18 protein-coding genes are annotated in these 15278 nt (G+C 57.7%); 10 read left to right on the forward strand and 8 right to left on the reverse strand.

Annotated features, from left to right (window positions below):
• Positions 1-46 precede the first annotated feature (46 nt).
• The 8 genes from AC2TCY_RS13995 (at position 47) to AC2TCY_RS14030 (ending at position 7535) form a co-directional block, all read left to right on the forward strand.
• Complete coding sequence (locus AC2TCY_RS13995) at positions 47-529, forward strand: cytochrome b (protein WP_480848189.1); 483 nt, start codon at positions 47-49, stop codon at positions 527-529.
• 77 nt (positions 530-606) lie between these two features.
• Positions 607-1059 carry a paraquat-inducible protein A gene (locus AC2TCY_RS14000; protein WP_480848191.1) on the forward strand — a complete coding sequence of 151 codons (453 nt, stop codon included), beginning with the start codon at positions 607-609 and terminating at the stop codon, positions 1057-1059.
• 148 nt (positions 1060-1207) lie between these two features.
• Positions 1208-1990, forward strand: a complete 783-nt coding sequence (locus AC2TCY_RS14005; protein WP_480848192.1) for a DNA repair protein — start codon at positions 1208-1210, stop codon at positions 1988-1990.
• A gap of 132 nt (positions 1991-2122) precedes the next feature.
• Positions 2123-3487, forward strand: coding sequence for a DNA repair protein RadA (radA, locus tag AC2TCY_RS14010; protein WP_480848290.1), 1365 nt, complete (start codon positions 2123-2125; stop codon positions 3485-3487).
• A gap of 39 nt (positions 3488-3526) precedes the next feature.
• Positions 3527-4132 (forward strand): CvpA family protein, encoded by a 606-nt coding sequence (locus AC2TCY_RS14015; RefSeq protein ID WP_480848194.1) that lies wholly within the window; start codon positions 3527-3529, stop codon positions 4130-4132.
• A gap of 660 nt (positions 4133-4792) precedes the next feature.
• The gene (purF, locus tag AC2TCY_RS14020; protein WP_480848196.1) at positions 4793-6316 is read left to right on the forward strand and encodes an amidophosphoribosyltransferase; all 1524 of its coding nucleotides are present in this window, start codon (positions 4793-4795) and stop codon (positions 6314-6316) included.
• 283 nt (positions 6317-6599) lie between these two features.
• The gene (locus tag AC2TCY_RS14025) at positions 6600-6848 is read left to right on the forward strand and encodes a hypothetical protein (protein ID WP_480848198.1); all 249 of its coding nucleotides are present in this window, start codon (positions 6600-6602) and stop codon (positions 6846-6848) included.
• Positions 6849-6890: 42 nt separating this feature from the next.
• Positions 6891-7535 carry an SDR family NAD(P)-dependent oxidoreductase gene (locus AC2TCY_RS14030; RefSeq protein ID WP_480848199.1) on the forward strand — a complete coding sequence of 215 codons (645 nt, stop codon included), beginning with the start codon at positions 6891-6893 and terminating at the stop codon, positions 7533-7535.
• Between the two features lie 63 nt (positions 7536-7598).
• Here the strand turns inward: AC2TCY_RS14030 and AC2TCY_RS14035 are convergent, their stop codons facing one another.
• The 4 genes from AC2TCY_RS14035 to AC2TCY_RS14050 all read right to left on the reverse strand — a co-directional run bounded on the left by AC2TCY_RS14035 (position 7599) and on the right by AC2TCY_RS14050 (position 10114).
• Positions 7599-8441: an ATP-binding protein gene (locus AC2TCY_RS14035; RefSeq protein ID WP_480848201.1), complete on the reverse strand. Its 843-nt coding sequence runs from the start codon at positions 8439-8441 to the stop codon at positions 7599-7601.
• Between the two features lie 117 nt (positions 8442-8558).
• On the reverse strand, positions 8559-9437 hold the full coding sequence (gene tatC, locus AC2TCY_RS14040; RefSeq protein ID WP_480848203.1) for a twin-arginine translocase subunit TatC: 879 nt from the start codon (positions 9435-9437) through the stop codon (positions 8559-8561).
• The gene (tatB, locus tag AC2TCY_RS14045) at positions 9434-9892 is read right to left on the reverse strand and encodes a Sec-independent protein translocase protein TatB (RefSeq protein ID WP_480848205.1); all 459 of its coding nucleotides are present in this window, start codon (positions 9890-9892) and stop codon (positions 9434-9436) included. Before tatB ends, tatC begins: the two co-directional genes overlap by 4 nt.
• A 6-nt stretch (positions 9893-9898) precedes the next feature.
• Positions 9899-10114 (reverse strand): twin-arginine translocase TatA/TatE family subunit, encoded by a 216-nt coding sequence (locus AC2TCY_RS14050; protein WP_074734275.1) that lies wholly within the window; start codon positions 10112-10114, stop codon positions 9899-9901.
• A gap of 222 nt (positions 10115-10336) precedes the next feature.
• On the opposite strand from AC2TCY_RS14050, the gene AC2TCY_RS14055 reads away from it, so the two are divergent.
• Both AC2TCY_RS14055 and AC2TCY_RS14060 read left to right on the forward strand, forming a co-directional pair.
• Positions 10337-10642 carry a hypothetical protein gene (locus AC2TCY_RS14055; RefSeq protein ID WP_480848207.1) on the forward strand — a complete coding sequence of 102 codons (306 nt, stop codon included), beginning with the start codon at positions 10337-10339 and terminating at the stop codon, positions 10640-10642.
• 21 nt (positions 10643-10663) lie between these two features.
• Entirely contained in the window at positions 10664-11335 is a 672-nt protein-coding gene (locus AC2TCY_RS14060) for a helix-turn-helix transcriptional regulator (RefSeq protein ID WP_480848209.1), read from the forward strand.
• Between the two features lie 61 nt (positions 11336-11396).
• On the opposite strand, the gene AC2TCY_RS14065 is transcribed toward AC2TCY_RS14060, so the two are convergent.
• The 4 genes from AC2TCY_RS14065 to AC2TCY_RS14080 all read right to left on the reverse strand — a co-directional run bounded on the left by AC2TCY_RS14065 (position 11397) and on the right by AC2TCY_RS14080 (position 15259).
• A complete protein-coding gene (locus AC2TCY_RS14065; RefSeq protein ID WP_480848211.1) occupies positions 11397-12563 on the reverse strand; it encodes a peptidoglycan DD-metalloendopeptidase family protein in 1167 nt (388 codons plus the stop codon).
• A 60-nt stretch (positions 12564-12623) separates the two neighbouring features.
• Positions 12624-13274 carry a protein-L-isoaspartate(D-aspartate) O-methyltransferase gene (locus AC2TCY_RS14070; RefSeq protein WP_480848213.1) on the reverse strand — a complete coding sequence of 217 codons (651 nt, stop codon included), beginning with the start codon at positions 13272-13274 and terminating at the stop codon, positions 12624-12626.
• The gene (surE, locus tag AC2TCY_RS14075; protein ID WP_480848215.1) at positions 13271-14053 is read right to left on the reverse strand and encodes a 5'/3'-nucleotidase SurE; all 783 of its coding nucleotides are present in this window, start codon (positions 14051-14053) and stop codon (positions 13271-13273) included. The genes AC2TCY_RS14070 and surE overlap by 4 nt, the downstream gene beginning before the upstream one ends.
• Before the next feature lie 120 nt (positions 14054-14173).
• Positions 14174-15259 carry an ABC transporter ATP-binding protein gene (locus AC2TCY_RS14080; RefSeq protein ID WP_480848217.1) on the reverse strand — a complete coding sequence of 362 codons (1086 nt, stop codon included), beginning with the start codon at positions 15257-15259 and terminating at the stop codon, positions 14174-14176.
• Between the last annotated feature and the right edge of the window lie 19 nt (positions 15260-15278).

Raw genomic sequence — 15278 nt, forward strand, 5'->3', positions numbered from 1 at the left:
TCACACGTTTTATCTACGCAATCAAAACGTTGTCCGGAGTTTCCCCATGCCCACTTCTTACTCGCGCGCGCAAATCGCTCTCCACTGGATCATATTTCTGCTGATCGCTCTTCAGTTTTTGTTTCACGAACCGATCTCTGAGGCGTGGAACCGGATCGAACACGGATTACCCGTCACGTTTCAGCCATTGATTGCGCTCCATGTATTTAGCGGATTGCTGGTCCTGGCGCTTGTACTTTGGCGAGTTGCGTTACGCCTGACCCGTGGTGCACCGCCGTTGCCAGACCAGGAATCCGCCGCAATGAAACTGGCAGCTCACTCAACTCATCTTTCGCTGTATGCACTGATGGTCCTTTTGCCGGTCTCGGGTGCTCTGGCTTGGTTTGGCGGGGTAGAATTAGCTGCCGAGGCGCATGAAGTAATGAAAACGCTGATAATTGCCCTTGTTCTGTTGCATGTTCTGGCAGCCCTGTTCCATCAGTTTATTCTGAAAACCAACTTGATGGCACGCATGAAGCGGGCAGAGTGACGTCCAGGAGTGCGTCCTTGCACGTACCGTCCATCGCCGTACTGTACGAGAGATCACTCTAATACAGTACGGCTGTCATGACCCTGCGCATTGCCACCCTTTCGCTCCTAATCCTCTACCCCATCGCGTGGTTCGCTCCGCTGATGCGCGCGGGCCTGCTGCCAATCTTCGGTCTTTCCGAGATCAGCGTCATCACCGGGCTCCAGTCCCTCTGGAAATCCGACGTTTTCCTGGCGCTGATCGTCACAATCTTCGCCCTCTTCGCGCCCTATATCAAAACCATCGGCACGGCTCTGGTCCAATGGGACCTGCTAGATTCGCGCGTACAACCTGCGCTCAATATCCTTGGCAAGTTGGCCATGGCCGATATCTTCCTGATCGCGCTTTACATCACGCTGGCCAAGGGAATTTCCTACGCGACCATCGAAACCGCATGGGGCCTCTACCTGTTCACAGGCTGCATTCTGGCCTCAATTGCACTGGGTCACGTTACGGAAATGACATCCAGATCACGAAAACCTCAGACCTGATTGATTGAAAACATCTATCTGAGTATCATTTTTATATTTCGAGCAGCAACAATTTGTAGTTTACGGGCCCGTTGCGGACCATTCTGTGTGTTTTAGATGTCTCCGCTTGGGCTTGGTGTGTACCGGTTTAAGAAGGAGTTCGTCGAACATGACCGCCCTCCACAACATAACATTGCAATTTCAGAATGCCTTTTTGAAGCTGACTTTTTTCCTGATCTGCGCAGCGGCGCTGTTCGCTGTAACCACCACTCTGTTGTCCGCGATAGGTATCTTGCCCTGGCTGTCAATGCAGGCCGGTCTAGGCAATGGCGCGAGCATTGATGCGGGCATCTACATTCAAATCGGCTTGACCGCTCTGGTTCTGATGCTGGCCTTCTATCTGCCGTCCAGCGCCCGGATGATGGCGCTGGAGCATGCACACCGCAAATTCACACTAAACATGCAGGACGTGGCCGAGGCGTATCAGGTTGCCCATGCCGCGGACCGCAGTGGTGCCTTTGCGCTGGCATCCGAGTTCGATGCCGTCAAAGAGAGGATGGCCTACCTACGCGACCACCCCGACCTCGAGGCACTTGAACCGGAATTGCTGGAACTGGCGGCTCAGATGAGCCAGGTCAGCCAGGAACTGGCGCAGACTTACGGCGAGGCCAAAGTCTCGCGTGCCCGCGCGTTTCTTCAACAGCGCCAGGAAGAAGTCGAACGGTTCCAGCACCGAATTGAAGATGCGCAAACCATCCAGCACGAATTGCGCCAGTGGACCCGCGACATCGAGATCGAGGAATCCATCGCCAAATCGCAGCTTGCCCGCTTGCGGGACGAACTGTTCGAATTGCTGCCCGAACTTTCCGCGCAACTGCAATCTCCGCCGGACGACAGTGATCCGAGCGCGTCCAGCGTCATTGCGATGACACCGCCGCGCGCAGCTGAATAGCCACACAGCACCGGCGCATCAGCGCCCGCTGTGGTCGACGGCCCATAGGGCCCGAGACCGCAGCGTATTTCGGCGGTGATGAACGCCCGCAAGGGCTTGAAGAACCGCCCATCCTCGGGCACCAAGGGCCGCATGGCAAAGACAAACACTTTCTCCTGCTCGGCCTGCGGCGCGACGCATACCCGCTGGTCAGGACGCTGTGACGGTTGCGGCGAATGGAACACCATAATTCAGGACGCGCCACTCTCGGCTGGCCCGGCCAAAAAATCACTCGGCGGCAAACGCGGCCAGTCCATTGCACTCACAGACCTGTCGACCGAGGAAACACCCCCACCCCGCACGCTGTGTGGCGTGAATGAACTGGACCGAGTGCTCGGCGGTGGCCTTGTTCCGGCCTCTGCCCTTTTGGTTGGCGGCGATCCCGGCATCGGTAAATCCACGTTGTTGTTGCAAGCCGCCGCCCGTTTCGCGCGCGCCGGTGTCAAGACGATCTATGTCTCAGGCGAAGAAGCCAGCGCTCAGGTTCGTATGCGCGCGCGGCGATTGGGGCTTGAGGACGCACCTGTACAATTGGCGGCGGAAACCAATCTGCGCGACATCCTGACGACGCTGGAGGCCGAAAAACCCGGTCTGGCCATCATCGACTCGATCCAAACCATGTGGGCCGACAATGTCGACAGCGCCCCTGGATCGGTGTCTCAGGTTCGGTCCGCCGCGCATGAACTCACGACTTTTGCCAAACGGCACGGCGTGTCGATTGTCATGGTTGGTCATGTCACAAAAGATGGCCAGATTGCCGGTCCCCGCGTGGTCGAACACATGGTCGATACTGTGCTCTATTTCGAAGGCGAACGCGGTCACCAATTCCGTATCTTGCGCGCAGTCAAGAACCGGTTCGGTCCGGCGGATGAGATCGGTGTGTTCGAGATGACCGGTAAAGGCCTGGCGCAGGTCACGAACCCTTCGGCGCTGTTCCTGTCGGAGCGCGGCAAGCCCAGCCCCGGCTCGGCCGTCTTTGCCGGAATAGAAGGCACACGGCCCGTCTTGGTCGAATTACAGGCGCTTGTAGCGCCATCGCCTCATTCCCAGCCCCGCAGAACCGTCGTTGGATGGGACAGCGGGCGGCTGGCGATGATCCTTGCTGTGCTCGAAGCGCGTTGCGGCATCCCATTTGCTGGTCTCGATGTGTACCTTAACGTTGCGGGTGGGCTGAAAATCAGCGAACCCGCAGCCGATCTTGCAGTGGCCGCTGCGCTCCTCAGCGCACGCGAAGATACTGCCCTGCCCGCCGATACCGTCGTTTTCGGAGAAATCTCGCTATCTGGGGCACTTAGACCGGCCCCTCAGACCGAAAACAGGTTGAAAGAAGCGCAAAAACTTGGTTTCACAGCGGCAATTGCTCCGGCAGGAGGCAAAACCGGCACTGTGGCAGGTCTGACACTCACCCGACCCTCTGATTTGGTGGGGTTTGTTGGCGAAACCTTCGGAGCAGGTTAAGGTCGCGCCCTGAGGGGCAGAAACGAACAGGCGAGGGCCATGGAAGGTTTTACAATTATTGACGGGGTCGTTGCCCTGATCGTCGTGGTATCGGGCATTCTCGCCTACTCCCGCGGTTTCATGCGCGAAGTCTTGGCCATTGCAGGCTGGGTCGCCGCTGCAGTTCTGGCCTTTATCTTTGCTCCGCAGGTTGTCCCTTTGGTCAAAGAAGTTCCTGTTGTCGGAGAGTTCCTGCGCGACAGCTGCGAGTTGTCTGTAATCACTGGCTTTGCCGCCGTGTTCGCAGTTGCGCTGATTATTGTCAGCGTCTTCACTCCGCTGTTCTCGTCGCTGGTGCAACGCTCGGCCTTAGGGGGTCTGGATCAGGCGCTAGGGTTCTTTTTCGGTGTCGCCCGCGGCATCCTGCTCGTGGCCATTGCCTTCTTCGTATACGACACTGTGATGACCGGCCAGTCCTACACGATCGTCGACGAAAGCCGTTCGGCCAAAGTGTTCGAGCAGTTCAGCGATAAGATTGAAGAGCAAAACCCCGAAGCCGCATTGGGCTGGGTCACTGCTCAGTACGAAGAGCTGGTCGCGACATGCACCGCAGGCAGCGCGCCGGAAACCAACACCGAAGAAACGCAGGATGACTCGCAGGGCTAAGATCGCAAACCTGTGAGAGTCGTTCGAAAGCCCGGCATCGTCCGGGCTTTTTCATTAGTAAGGGGCGGACAAGATCAGAGGAACCCTTCTCCTCCGCAAACCGTGCACCGAACGGTTTTCAGGCCAAAGCACCCATCACACCGGCTGGACACTGGTTTACCATACATGTCGCGGCTTTTGACCACTTCTCCCGCGCCTTTGCAGATTTCACATGGCGCTCGCCCCGCTCCTCGGCACCGATGGCACCTGCGTTTGACCGGTTCTTCCTTTTTGCCGCCTGGTTTGTGCTGCCACATGGGGTTTTTCCACTCGTTAGATTGAGGCCCGCAGTCTGCAGCCTTTGACTCCATGACAGCACAAGCTCGCGATCTTGTCATCTTTTCCATTATTCGCGACTGTTTTTTGCCTGCGTCAAAAGGTAAATGTGATCCTTTGATGACAGGGGCACGATTAGGCATTATGTGAAGGCCAAACCGCCACGGAATCGGAGCTGCCGAACTTGTTCTTTCTGTTCTCATGCGCATGCGCCGCAATGATGACTGCCGCTCTGGCATCAGGAACAGCAGCCCCCGGGTGCCTTGCCCAAGCAATGCCGGACAACCGGAATCGAATGTCGGTCAAACCTCGCGTCACAACGTCATAGAAATTGGAGCCCCGTAAATGTGTGGGATTTTGGGAATCGCAAGCCGAACACATGATGTGTTTGCGGAAATCTATGACGGGCTGCTGATGCTTCAGCACCGGGGCCAGGATGCCTCGGGTATCGTGACGTATAACGGAGAGTTCTTCCGCGAGAAGAAGGCCAACGGGCTGGTCAAGGATGTGTTCACCTCGCAAGATGCAGAAGTGTTGATGGGCAAGGTCGGGATCGGTCATGTCCGCTATCCGACCGCCGGATCGCTCAGCGCAGCAGAGGCACAACCCTTTTTCGTGAACGCACCCTATGGCATCTACCTAGTTCACAACGGCAACATCACCAACACAGCCGAACAACGCCAGAAGGTAACCGGTAAATACAGCCGCCACCTGCGCACCACATCAGATTCTGAAATCTTGCTGAACGTGCTGGCCGACAAGGTGGCTGACGCGATCAAGGTGAACGGCAATTCGGATCCGATCCGCAATATCTTTGCCGGTGTGAAGATGACGATGGAGCGTGTTCAGGGTGCCTATTCGGTGATCTGTCTGGTGGCTGGCGTCGGCATGCTGGCCTTCCGCGATCCCTACGGCATCCGCCCCCTGTCTGTCGCCAAGCGCACAGCGGACGGAGACGGCGACGATTACGCTTTTGCGTCTGAAGATGTGGCTTTTGGCATTAACGGATTCGACAAACTGCGCGACCTGCGCGCGGGCGAAGCGATCCTGATCGACCTCGAAGGCAACATGCACGAGTTTCAGGCGGTAGAAGGCAAGTTGACGCCGTGCATCTTTGAATATGTCTACCTGGCGCGCCCGGATTCTCTGCTGGACGGGGTGTCAGTCTATAAAACCCAAATGCGCATGGGGCAGACGCTGGCCAAACAAATTCAGGACTCGGGCCTGGAGATTGACCGGATAATCCCGGTACCCGACAGCGCACGCCCCGTAGCACTTGAGGCAGCCAAGATCACCGGCATTCCTTATCGCGAGGGTCTGGTGAAGAACCGTTATGTCGGTCGCACCTTCATCATGCCGGGTCAGGCTGAACGGCAGAAATCCGTGCGACGCAAGCTGAACGCGGTTCCACTGGAATTTGACGGGCACAATGTCTTGCTGATCGACGATTCCATCGTGCGCGGCAACACCATCAAAAAGATTGTCCAGATGTGCCGTGAAGCGGGGGCCAAAAAGGTCTACATCGCTTCGGCCTCGCCGCCGGTGAAATACCCCAACGTTTACGGCATCGACATGCCCACCAAGCACGAGTTGATTGCGAACAACAAAACCGTCGAGGAGATCCGGCAGGAGTTGGGCGCAGATGCGCTGTTCTATCAAAACCTTGATGACCTGATCTGGGCCGCCAAAGAAGGCAACCCTGAGATCGAGGCTTTTGACTGTTCCTGTTTCGACGGCAATTACATAACCGGCAGCGTTAGCGAAGATTATCTGGACAGTCTGGAAAACAGCACTCGGGTCAGCAAGAAGCGAGAGGCCATGCAAGTTCCGGGCGGATCGTGGAATGCGGCCAAGCTGGCCTCGGGCTAAAGAACACAGCGAACCTGCCGGCCAATCCGCGAATCGGCCTGGCCCTAAACCGCGTTGGTCGTGGCGGGTGGTTTTGCATGCGTAAGCGCGCTTAATTTCTTTCGGTGAAAATCCGCTCACAACCCACCGATGAACCTGCCGCAATTGCAAAGGCTTCTCTGGCCCGTCCCAAAGCGGTGTTTCGCACCGTGTCGCATGACCTTTTGTTCCCTCTTTCGTTTTGATACCCGACGGGCGCAAACCACCCACCAAAAGGGGTCCGACAAAATACGGACCACGGAACATGCCAAACGCGACGGTCAAAGCCACAGCGACCCAAGAGGGTGCGCTGAAAAAGAACTCAGTCTCTGTTTTGGGCGTCTTTGGCCCCAAGGCGGACATGCGAGCTCTGATGCGATTGTCCTCGGGGCGGATTAAGAAGGTGAAACCGGGCAGCCGCGTTGCTTCGGGGACAGTGATCGCCATTGATGAGGATGGCATCATGCTGCGACAAAGCGGCCAGACCAAGCGAATGGCCATACCTGGCACCTGATCCAGTCTTGACGCCCTGCGCGTGGACGTTCAAACCGCACCTATGACCGATCAGACCAAAATCGCCCTCATTACCGGGGCTTCACGCGGGTTGGGCGCGGCACTGGCCGAAGAGCTGGCACCCGAATACCACATCGTCGCCGTCGCCCGTACCACTGGCGGGCTTGAAGAGCTGGATGATCGCATTCTGGCCAAAGGCGGCAAGGCCACTCTGGCACCGATGGATATCACCGATCCAAACGCAATGGCGGCGCTGTGCCGCGGCATTCATGATCGCTGGGGCAAGGTAGATCTGTGGTTGCACACAGCCATCCATACCTCGGCCCTGACGCCAGCGCATTTTGTTGATCCCAAGGAGTGGACCAAGGCGGTTAACACCAATGCGACCGCAACGTCCGTGTTGATCCCCTATATTGCCCCCCTATTGGGTGAAAACGGGCACGCTGTGTTCTTTGACGATCCCAAGGCGGGTGAAAAGTTCTATGGCATTTACGGTGCCACAAAGGCATCACAGATGGCACTGGCACGAAGCTGGGCGGCCGAGACAGAACGTACCGGCCCGCGTGTTTCCATCGTCGAACCTATGCCTATGCCCACAGCCGTAAGGGCCCGCTTCCATCCCGGAGAGGACCGGGAGACTTTGACCAGTCCTATTGAAGAGGCGCAGCGTATTATCTCCGCGTTGTGATATGGAATAGCCTTTGAGGGCATGCCTCGGACAGGGTTGTTTTCGGCCAAATGAAGCGCGGGGTCAGGCGATGTGGACGCCGTTTCGACCTGCCAGATCGACAAAGAACTGCCAAGCCACACGACCGGAGCGTGCACCGCGTGTGGCCTGCCACTCGATGGCCTCGGCGCGCAGGATTTCCGCATCAACAGTGACGCCGTAAGCCGCACAATAACGGTCAATCATCGCCAGATATTCATCCTGATCACAGGGGTGAAAACCCAGCCACAGGCCGAAACGATCCGACAATGAAACTTTCTCTTCAACTGCCTCGGAGGGGTTGATGGCGCTGGAGCGTTCGTTCTCGATCATATCCCGCGGCATCAGGTGGCGGCGGTTGGATGTGGCATAGAACACTACATTCTCGGGCCGCCCTTCGATACCGCCATCCAGAACCGCCTTCAGCGATTTATAGTGCTGGTCATCATGGCTGAACGACAGGTCATCGCAGAACAGAATAAACCGGTGCGAAGCCGCTCGCAGATGATTAAGCAGGCGCGCGACCGACCCCATGTCCTCACGCTGAAGCTCGACCAGTTTCAGGTCTGGATGCTCTGATTGCAGGGAACCGTGGACGGCTTTGACAAGACTGGATTTGCCCATCCCCCTCGCCCCCCACAACAGCGCATTGTTGGCTTTGTACCCGTTGGCAAACCGTCTTGTGTTGTCCAGTAGCGTATCGCGTGAGCGGTTGATGCCCACCAGCAGATCCAGATCGACGCGATTGACATGCGTTACCGGTTCCAGCCGATCCGGGTCCACGTGCCAGACAAAAGCCGGGGCGGCGTTGAAATCCGGCGCAGCCAGAGGCGCTGGCGCCATGCGTTCCAGCGCATTCGCGATACGGTTCAGGGCTTGGTCGTCCATCGGCTCCTCCGGTCTTGTCTGGCTGGGTTCAAACCATGTTCCATCCGGCACAACAAGAGGCGGAAAAGAAAAAGGCGCGCCAGCGAAGGGCGCGCCTGATCCGAGTTTCGTTGCAGGTTACTTACTGTTGTCGTGTTCCTGCACCATCTCTTCGTCCGCTTCGGCTTCATCGTCATAGTAGCCGTCGGCACGCAGTTGCTCTTCGCGCTTCTTCTCAACCCGTGCGACCAGGAAGATCGAAACCTCATAAAGACCATAAACAACCACAAACAGGATGACCTGAGTGATTACATCCGGTGGCGTCACGATTGCAGCAAGAACCAGAATGCCGATCACCGCATACTTGCGCACATCGCCGAGCCCCTCGGCGCTGACCAGCCCCGCCTTGCCCATCAAAGTCAGAAGAACCGGCAGCTGGAAGCACAGACCAAAGGCCACGATGAACTTGATCGTCAGGTTCAGATATTCCTGCGCCGAGCCTTGAAACACAACGCTCAGCGGCGCAGTGGTTGCTCCGTCAACGATCGCCTCACCTTCGGATCCGAACTGCTGGAACCCCAGGAAGAAGTCATAGGCCAGCGGCGTCACGACGTAAAAGGCAAAACTGGCGCCCAACAGGAACATGAAGGGTGACGCCAGCATGAATGGCAAGAATGCGTTCTTTTCCGACCGGTACAGCCCCGGAGCAACGAACCGCCACATCTGCATCCCGATGTATGGGAACGCCAGAATGAAACCACCCAGCAAAGAGACCTTGATGGCGACAAAGAAGCCTTCCTGCGGAGAAATGAAGATCAGCCCACAATCCTGCCCACGTTCCGTAAGAACCTCGCACAGAGGGTTCGTCAGAAAATTGAAGAGCGGCGTCGCCACCGAAAAGCAGATGATCATTCCGATCAGAAAGGCCACCACGCAATGGATCAACCGCGTCCGCAGTTCTGTCAGATGCTCGATCAATGGGGCCGAGGAATCCTCGATCTCGTCGGTCTTGGTCATGTCTTGCTTTCAGTGTTCAGCGCAGCTTCGGCCTCTTCGGCCTTGGCGAGCGCATCAGCGGCTTCCTTGGCCTTGCGTTCGGCAGAGGCCCGGGCAGTCGATGCCTGGATCTTCTTGGCCTGCTCAGCCCGTTCAGCGGCCAGTTTGCCGGTTTCGCTGTCAGGATCGAACTTGGTCGGGTCCATGCTGTTGGCCAGATCCTGCGCCGCCTGTTTCACGCCGTCCATGGCCGTGTTGACAGGATTGGTTGCCGCGTTGAGACCTTTTTTGATCTCACTTACGCCAGCCTCATCCGCCGCCTCGTTCATGGCATTGCTGAATTCCCGTGCCATACCGCGCGCCTTGCCGACCCAGCGACCGACATTGCGGAACAGCACTGGTAGGTCCTTTGGTCCCACCACGATCAAGGCAACGATGCCGATGACCAAAAGCTCGGTCCAGCCCAGATCAAACATTCCGGGTTAGACCTTGTCTTTGTCGGTCTCGGGCGTGACGTCCTTGGCCAGCTCTGACGCGTCCTGCTCCAGTTCGTCCGCGCCTTCTTTGACACCTTTCTTGAAGGACGTAATGCCTTTGCCAACTTCACCCATCAGCGAGCTGATCTTGCCACGACCAAATAGGACCAGAACCACTACGGCGATCAGTAGAAGACCGGGAAGGCCGATATTGTTAAGCATGTCACTTCTCCTTTTGCGTCGGTGCTATGCGCACCGGATATGCGATTTGGTCACGTGTTTACGCCTCGATGCCGCTTGCCAAAAGGGACCCAGATCAAATTGACACCCAAATTTGATGTGCTTGCGCTTTTTTTTGGGGTATAGCCGGTATCAACTGACAGGTTTATGTCAGTTGATACCGGCTAGGTGTGCGACATCGAAACCTGGTCAATGGAGACTCAAATGACTCACGTCGCTGAAATCGTAACCTTCACTCTCGCGCACGGCACCTCACCCGAGGAGTTCGTGAAACTCAGCCAAGCTACCGAAGGCTTTGTACGTGCCGCACCCGGCTTTGCCCATCGCCAGTTGAGCCAGGGCGATGATGGTCGTTGGACCGACTATGTCATCTGGCAGGATATGAAAGCCGCGCAGGACGCCGCAGCGCAATTCCCACAGCAAGACTTCGCCCCTGCGCTGATGGCCGCCATAAAACCCGACAGCGTCCAGATGCGCCACGAGCACGTGCTATGGAACATGACCGCCTAAAGCCGGTCAGGGCGGCGTGTCATGCGTCGTACTGACCGTCTGTTCGATATCATACAGATCCTGCGCGACGGTAAGTTGCACCGCGCGCAGGACATCGCGGACCGGCTCGAAGTGTCAGTCCGCACGATCTATCGCGACATGGATACGCTGGTCGCCTCGGGCGTCCCGGTCGAGGGTGAGCGCGGCGTGGGCTACATGGTGCGCGAGCAGATCACCCTGCCCCCTCTGAACTTGACCCCAGCGGAGCTTGAGGCGCTGAACCTCGGAATGGCTATTGTGGCCGAGGCAGCCGATCCCGATCTCAAAGCCGCTGCTGAAACGCTTGCCGACAAGATCGACGCTGTGCTGCCAACGCAGGTCGTGGCCGAGGCCGATGCCTGGAAGTTCGCCGTCTACCCTTTTGCCGATGCTGCGCGAGGACTGGCCCATATGGCCCCTATCCGTGCAGCGATCAAATCCCGTCAGAAGCTGCGCCTGTCCTACCGGCGCATTGATGGCGTCCTGACAGATCGGGTTATCCGTCCACTGCACATGGAATACTGGGGGCGCGTCTGGACTTTGACCGCCTGGTGCGAGTTAAGAAATGGCTTCCGCGTCTTCCGTATCGACCTGATCGAAACCGTTACACCGCAACCAGAGATCTTTGCAGATGAGCCCGGCAAGCGCCTGAGTGACTACGACCCAACCAAATGATGAAATTCATCTTTTCCTGACGAACCCATCAGCGAAATGGCCCTAAAAGAGCCATTTTGCGTTACTTCAGATACGGTTCGGGGTCTACGGATTCAAATCCCTTGCGCACTTCGAAATGCACATAAGCGTTTTCACCATCCCGTAGCGCAGCAATGTCCTGCCCGCGCCGAATCCGGGCACCCTTTTTGACTTTGATGTCATCGACATTGGCGTATACCGTCAACAGATCGTTGTTGTGCTTGATCACGATGATCGGCACCTGATCCGCGTCAGCCGTAATAGCTGCCACCGTGCCCGCTTCGGCCGCCTTGACCGCCGTTCCAGGCGCTGCTGCAATATCTATGCCCTCGTTCTTTCCCTTGTCGTAGGTGCGAATAATTCTACCCGAAACTGGAAAACCAAGGGCAGACGTCCCGCTATTGGTCGGCGCGTCTGCGGTCACGTCCGGTGCCTCGGCAACCGGCTCGACATTTTCATCGGGCAGAGGCTGAGTCGCACTTGGCGGCGTGGGGGTCGGAGATCCCTGCCCCGGCTGGGTCACATTCGTGGCGACTGCCGGCGTGGCCGTGCTGGCGGGTTTCGGGGCCGGCTGGTCCTTGACCGGGATTAGCAGGTACTGATCCTCACGCACGGTGAAATCCGAGCCCAACCCGTTCCATTCTGCAAGTGACTCGACTGAAACCTGGTAAAGGCGCGAGATCGTATAAGCTGTCTCGCCCCGCTTGACTTTGTGCCGGATCGGCTCTGGGCCCGAAGCAACTGGCACCGGTGCCGGTTGCGCCGGTTTGAGGGTGGTTGTCTGGACAGAGCCTGTATCCGGAGCTTCATCAATCGCGGTCCCTGCGATCGTGGCGATATCCACATTACTGGCACTGGCCCCAACTGTACGCGGCAGTGCCAAAACTTCGCCATCACGCAACGAGTCATTGGGTTGAAGGCCGTTGAATCGGGCCAGTTCGACCACAGGCAAGCCTACACGGTCGGCGACATCGCCAACTGTGTCACCCCGCCGCGCTACCACAACCTGATAGTTCGGATAGGTGATAACACCGCGTGCATCAGGAGCGGGCCGACTTGCAGTGGCCGCCTGAACGGCGTCAGTGGTGGAAAATCCGCCCACCTCACCGCGCAGATCATAGTCAAACGGGCCTTCGCACCCGGCCAGAACCACAAGTGCGGCAACGGCTGTCGTACAGCGGCGCATGGCTGATTTGGAAGCTGCTCTCATTTTACTGTCCTCAACACCTGCCCCTGTTGCCCGGGGTTCTGGCGCATCCTGAAAATCTGTTTAAGCCCCGTCCTTGCCGAGCCCCTCCAGCAGAGGCACGAACCGAACCGGTAACAATTCATCGTAGTCCAGACCATCTTCGGTGCGTGTGACCCGTATCAGGGTCTGCACCGCGTCCGACTGGCCCACTGGTAAAACCATGATACCGCCGATTTTGAGCTGCGCCAAGAGTGGGCCTGGCGGATCTTCGGCGGCCGCGGTCACAATGATGCGGTCGAACGGAGCCTGCTCGGGCAACCCATAGGACCCATCCGACAACATTGCGGTCACGTTGGTCAGGGCCATGTCACGAAACAACTGACTGGTTTCCTTAACCAGCCGCTTGTGGCGCTCGACGGTATAAACTCGTCGGGCCAGCTTGGACAGGATCGCCGCCTGATAGCCCGACCCGGTCCCAATCTCCAACACTGTGTCCCGGGACCGGACCTGCAGGGCCTGCGTCATCAATCCCACAACCGATGGCTGGCTGATCGTTTGCCCGCAAGCAATCGGAAGCGGCGTATCTTCATAGGCGCGCTCGGCGAACAGCCCCTTGACGAAGAGACCACGGTCGATCTGCTCCATCGCAGCCAGAACGCGCGCATCCGTTACACCGCGCGACCGCAGGGCGAACAGGAACTGCATGGTTATTTCTGGAGTAAGTCCGGTCATTCGATCGTCTTCAGCGCCTCTAGCGCGTCATGCGCTGTCAAATCGGCCCGCATCGGCGTGACCGAGATATATCCCTCAAGATTGACCGCCGCATCTGTGCCCGGAGCGGTCGGATTGTGCTGATACCCCCCCTTGATCCAAAGGAATCGCCTTCCTGATGGTGAACTGTGCGGCTCAACCCCAAAATGGGTATCGCGGCGATAGCCCTGTGGCGCAACGCGTGTTCCTAACACTTCATCCGCGGGAACCGGAGGGAAGTTTACATTGTAGAACAGTCGGTAATCCACCTGCTCGTCCGGGGTCGCATCAAGAATTCGGCGTATCAGATCGGCACCATATTTGGCCGCCGTCTCAAAGGGGTCATCCAACCCAAGATTGCGCGGCCCAAAGTACTGCGACAGCGCGATGGCTGGAATTCCCTGCAGCGCTGCTTCCATTGCGCCTCCTACAGTACCGGAATACAACGTATTTTCGGCCGAGTTGTTGCCGCGATTAACGCCAGACAACACAATATCCGGGCGCGCATCTTTCATGACGTCATGCAGCCCGGCCAGCACACAATCAGCGGGCGAGCCCTCGGCCGCGAACCGGCGCTCACCCAACTTCGCCAGCATCATGGGATGCGTATAGCTGATGCAATGCCCCACACCCGACTGTTCAAATGCCGGTGCAACCACCCAGACTTCACCTTCCGGCCCCGCCAGGTCTTTGGCGATCGCTTCGAGCGTGATCAACCCCGGAGCGTTGATACCGTCGTCATTTGTCAGAAGAATTCGCATGCCCGATCCACCCCTGCGTTTCGCCCTTGATAGACCCGCCCCCGTGCTGCGGCAAGCAATGCGCGTGTGCAATCTGAGGCATTCTCGCACCACTCAGCCAGAAACTGAGGTTCTTATGTCTCAGGTGGGGAAGATGAAACACTTATCCCGACGAATAGTCAGCCACATGACCCTGCCTGGTTTTGGCACAAACACATTCGGAACCGTCGCCCGAAGGACCGAGCCATCGTGATCCATCCGAAACTCGATCAGGCTCTCATTGCCCAGAAAACGAGCCCGCTCCACGACGCCGCGCGCCGCGACGCCGTCGGTGGCTGTCGGCGAAGGCCCTTTGCCGTTCCGATCAAAATCCAGCCGGACATGCTGCGGACGGAATACGATTTCGACATCCGTGCCATCCGGAACACCTGGGGCCAGGAACTGTCCAAACGGCGTTTGAGCCAAAGCTCCGTTAACTTGCGCAGGCAAAACATTGATATCGCTAAAAAAAGATACCGCCGCCTTATCTACGGGTCGGGTGTAGACGTTGTATGGCGCACCCTGCTGCACGATTTTACCGCGCCGCATCAGGGCGATCTCGTCTGCCATACGCATCGCTTCTTCGGGCTCATGCGTGACCAACAGAACCGCTGCATCTTCCTCTTTGAGAATGGCCAGCGTTTCATCGCGGATGCCGTCTCGCAAGCGGTTGTCGAGGCCCGAGAACGGTTCGTCCATCAGCATGATCCGCGGGCGCGGTGCCAGTGCACGGGCCAGCGCCACGCGTTGCTGTTCGCCACCAGACAGCTGATGCGGAAAACCGTCAACAAAGCGCATCAGGTCAACCTTGGTCAGCAATTCCTCAACTCGGGCGCGTTTCTGGTCCTTGCCGCCTTTCAGGCCAAAGGCAACGTTGTCGGCCACGCTCAGATGCGGGAAAAGGGCGAAATCCTGAAACATCAAACCAATCTCGCGCCGCTCGGGCGGTACGCGAAAGATGGTGTCGCAGACCAGTTTGCCGTCGACGAAAATCTCGCCCGACGACTGCATCTCGACCCCAGCAATCATGCGCAATGTCGTGGATTTACCGCATCCGGACGGCCCCAACAGACATGTCACCTGCCCGGCCTGAACAGTCAGCGAGACATCATCCACCACCGCCCGACCTTCAAACCGAGCGACAAGATTGCGAATTTCCAGACGCGGAGGCGTTGCTTTGCCTGTCACCGATGGACCCCATAGCCTT

Source organism: Ruegeria sp. HKCCD7181, assembly GCF_057221055.1.

Coding starts and splice junctions, on each gene's coding strand:
- AC2TCY_RS13995 (WP_480848189.1), top strand. CDS start 47: ATGCCCACTTCTTACTCGCGCGCGCAAATCGCTCTCCACTGGATCATA.
- AC2TCY_RS14000 (WP_480848191.1), top strand. CDS start 607: ATGACCCTGCGCATTGCCACCCTTTCGCTCCTAATCCTCTACCCCATC.
- AC2TCY_RS14005 (WP_480848192.1), top strand. CDS start 1,208: ATGACCGCCCTCCACAACATAACATTGCAATTTCAGAATGCCTTTTTG.
- radA (WP_480848290.1), top strand. CDS start 2,123: ATGGCAAAGACAAACACTTTCTCCTGCTCGGCCTGCGGCGCGACGCAT.
- AC2TCY_RS14015 (WP_480848194.1), top strand. CDS start 3,527: ATGGAAGGTTTTACAATTATTGACGGGGTCGTTGCCCTGATCGTCGTG.
- purF (WP_480848196.1), top strand. CDS start 4,793: ATGTGTGGGATTTTGGGAATCGCAAGCCGAACACATGATGTGTTTGCG.
- AC2TCY_RS14025 (WP_480848198.1), top strand. CDS start 6,600: ATGCCAAACGCGACGGTCAAAGCCACAGCGACCCAAGAGGGTGCGCTG.
- AC2TCY_RS14030 (WP_480848199.1), top strand. CDS start 6,891: ATGACCGATCAGACCAAAATCGCCCTCATTACCGGGGCTTCACGCGGG.
- AC2TCY_RS14035 (WP_480848201.1), bottom strand. CDS start 8,441: ATGGACGACCAAGCCCTGAACCGTATCGCGAATGCGCTGGAACGCATG.
- tatC (WP_480848203.1), bottom strand. CDS start 9,437: ATGACCAAGACCGACGAGATCGAGGATTCCTCGGCCCCATTGATCGAG.
- tatB (WP_480848205.1), bottom strand. CDS start 9,892: ATGTTTGATCTGGGCTGGACCGAGCTTTTGGTCATCGGCATCGTTGCC.
- AC2TCY_RS14050 (WP_074734275.1), bottom strand. CDS start 10,114: ATGCTTAACAATATCGGCCTTCCCGGTCTTCTACTGATCGCCGTAGTG.
- AC2TCY_RS14055 (WP_480848207.1), top strand. CDS start 10,337: ATGACTCACGTCGCTGAAATCGTAACCTTCACTCTCGCGCACGGCACC.
- AC2TCY_RS14060 (WP_480848209.1), top strand. CDS start 10,664: ATGCGTCGTACTGACCGTCTGTTCGATATCATACAGATCCTGCGCGAC.
- AC2TCY_RS14065 (WP_480848211.1), bottom strand. CDS start 12,563: ATGAGAGCAGCTTCCAAATCAGCCATGCGCCGCTGTACGACAGCCGTT.
- AC2TCY_RS14070 (WP_480848213.1), bottom strand. CDS start 13,274: ATGACCGGACTTACTCCAGAAATAACCATGCAGTTCCTGTTCGCCCTG.
- surE (WP_480848215.1), bottom strand. CDS start 14,053: ATGCGAATTCTTCTGACAAATGACGACGGTATCAACGCTCCGGGGTTG.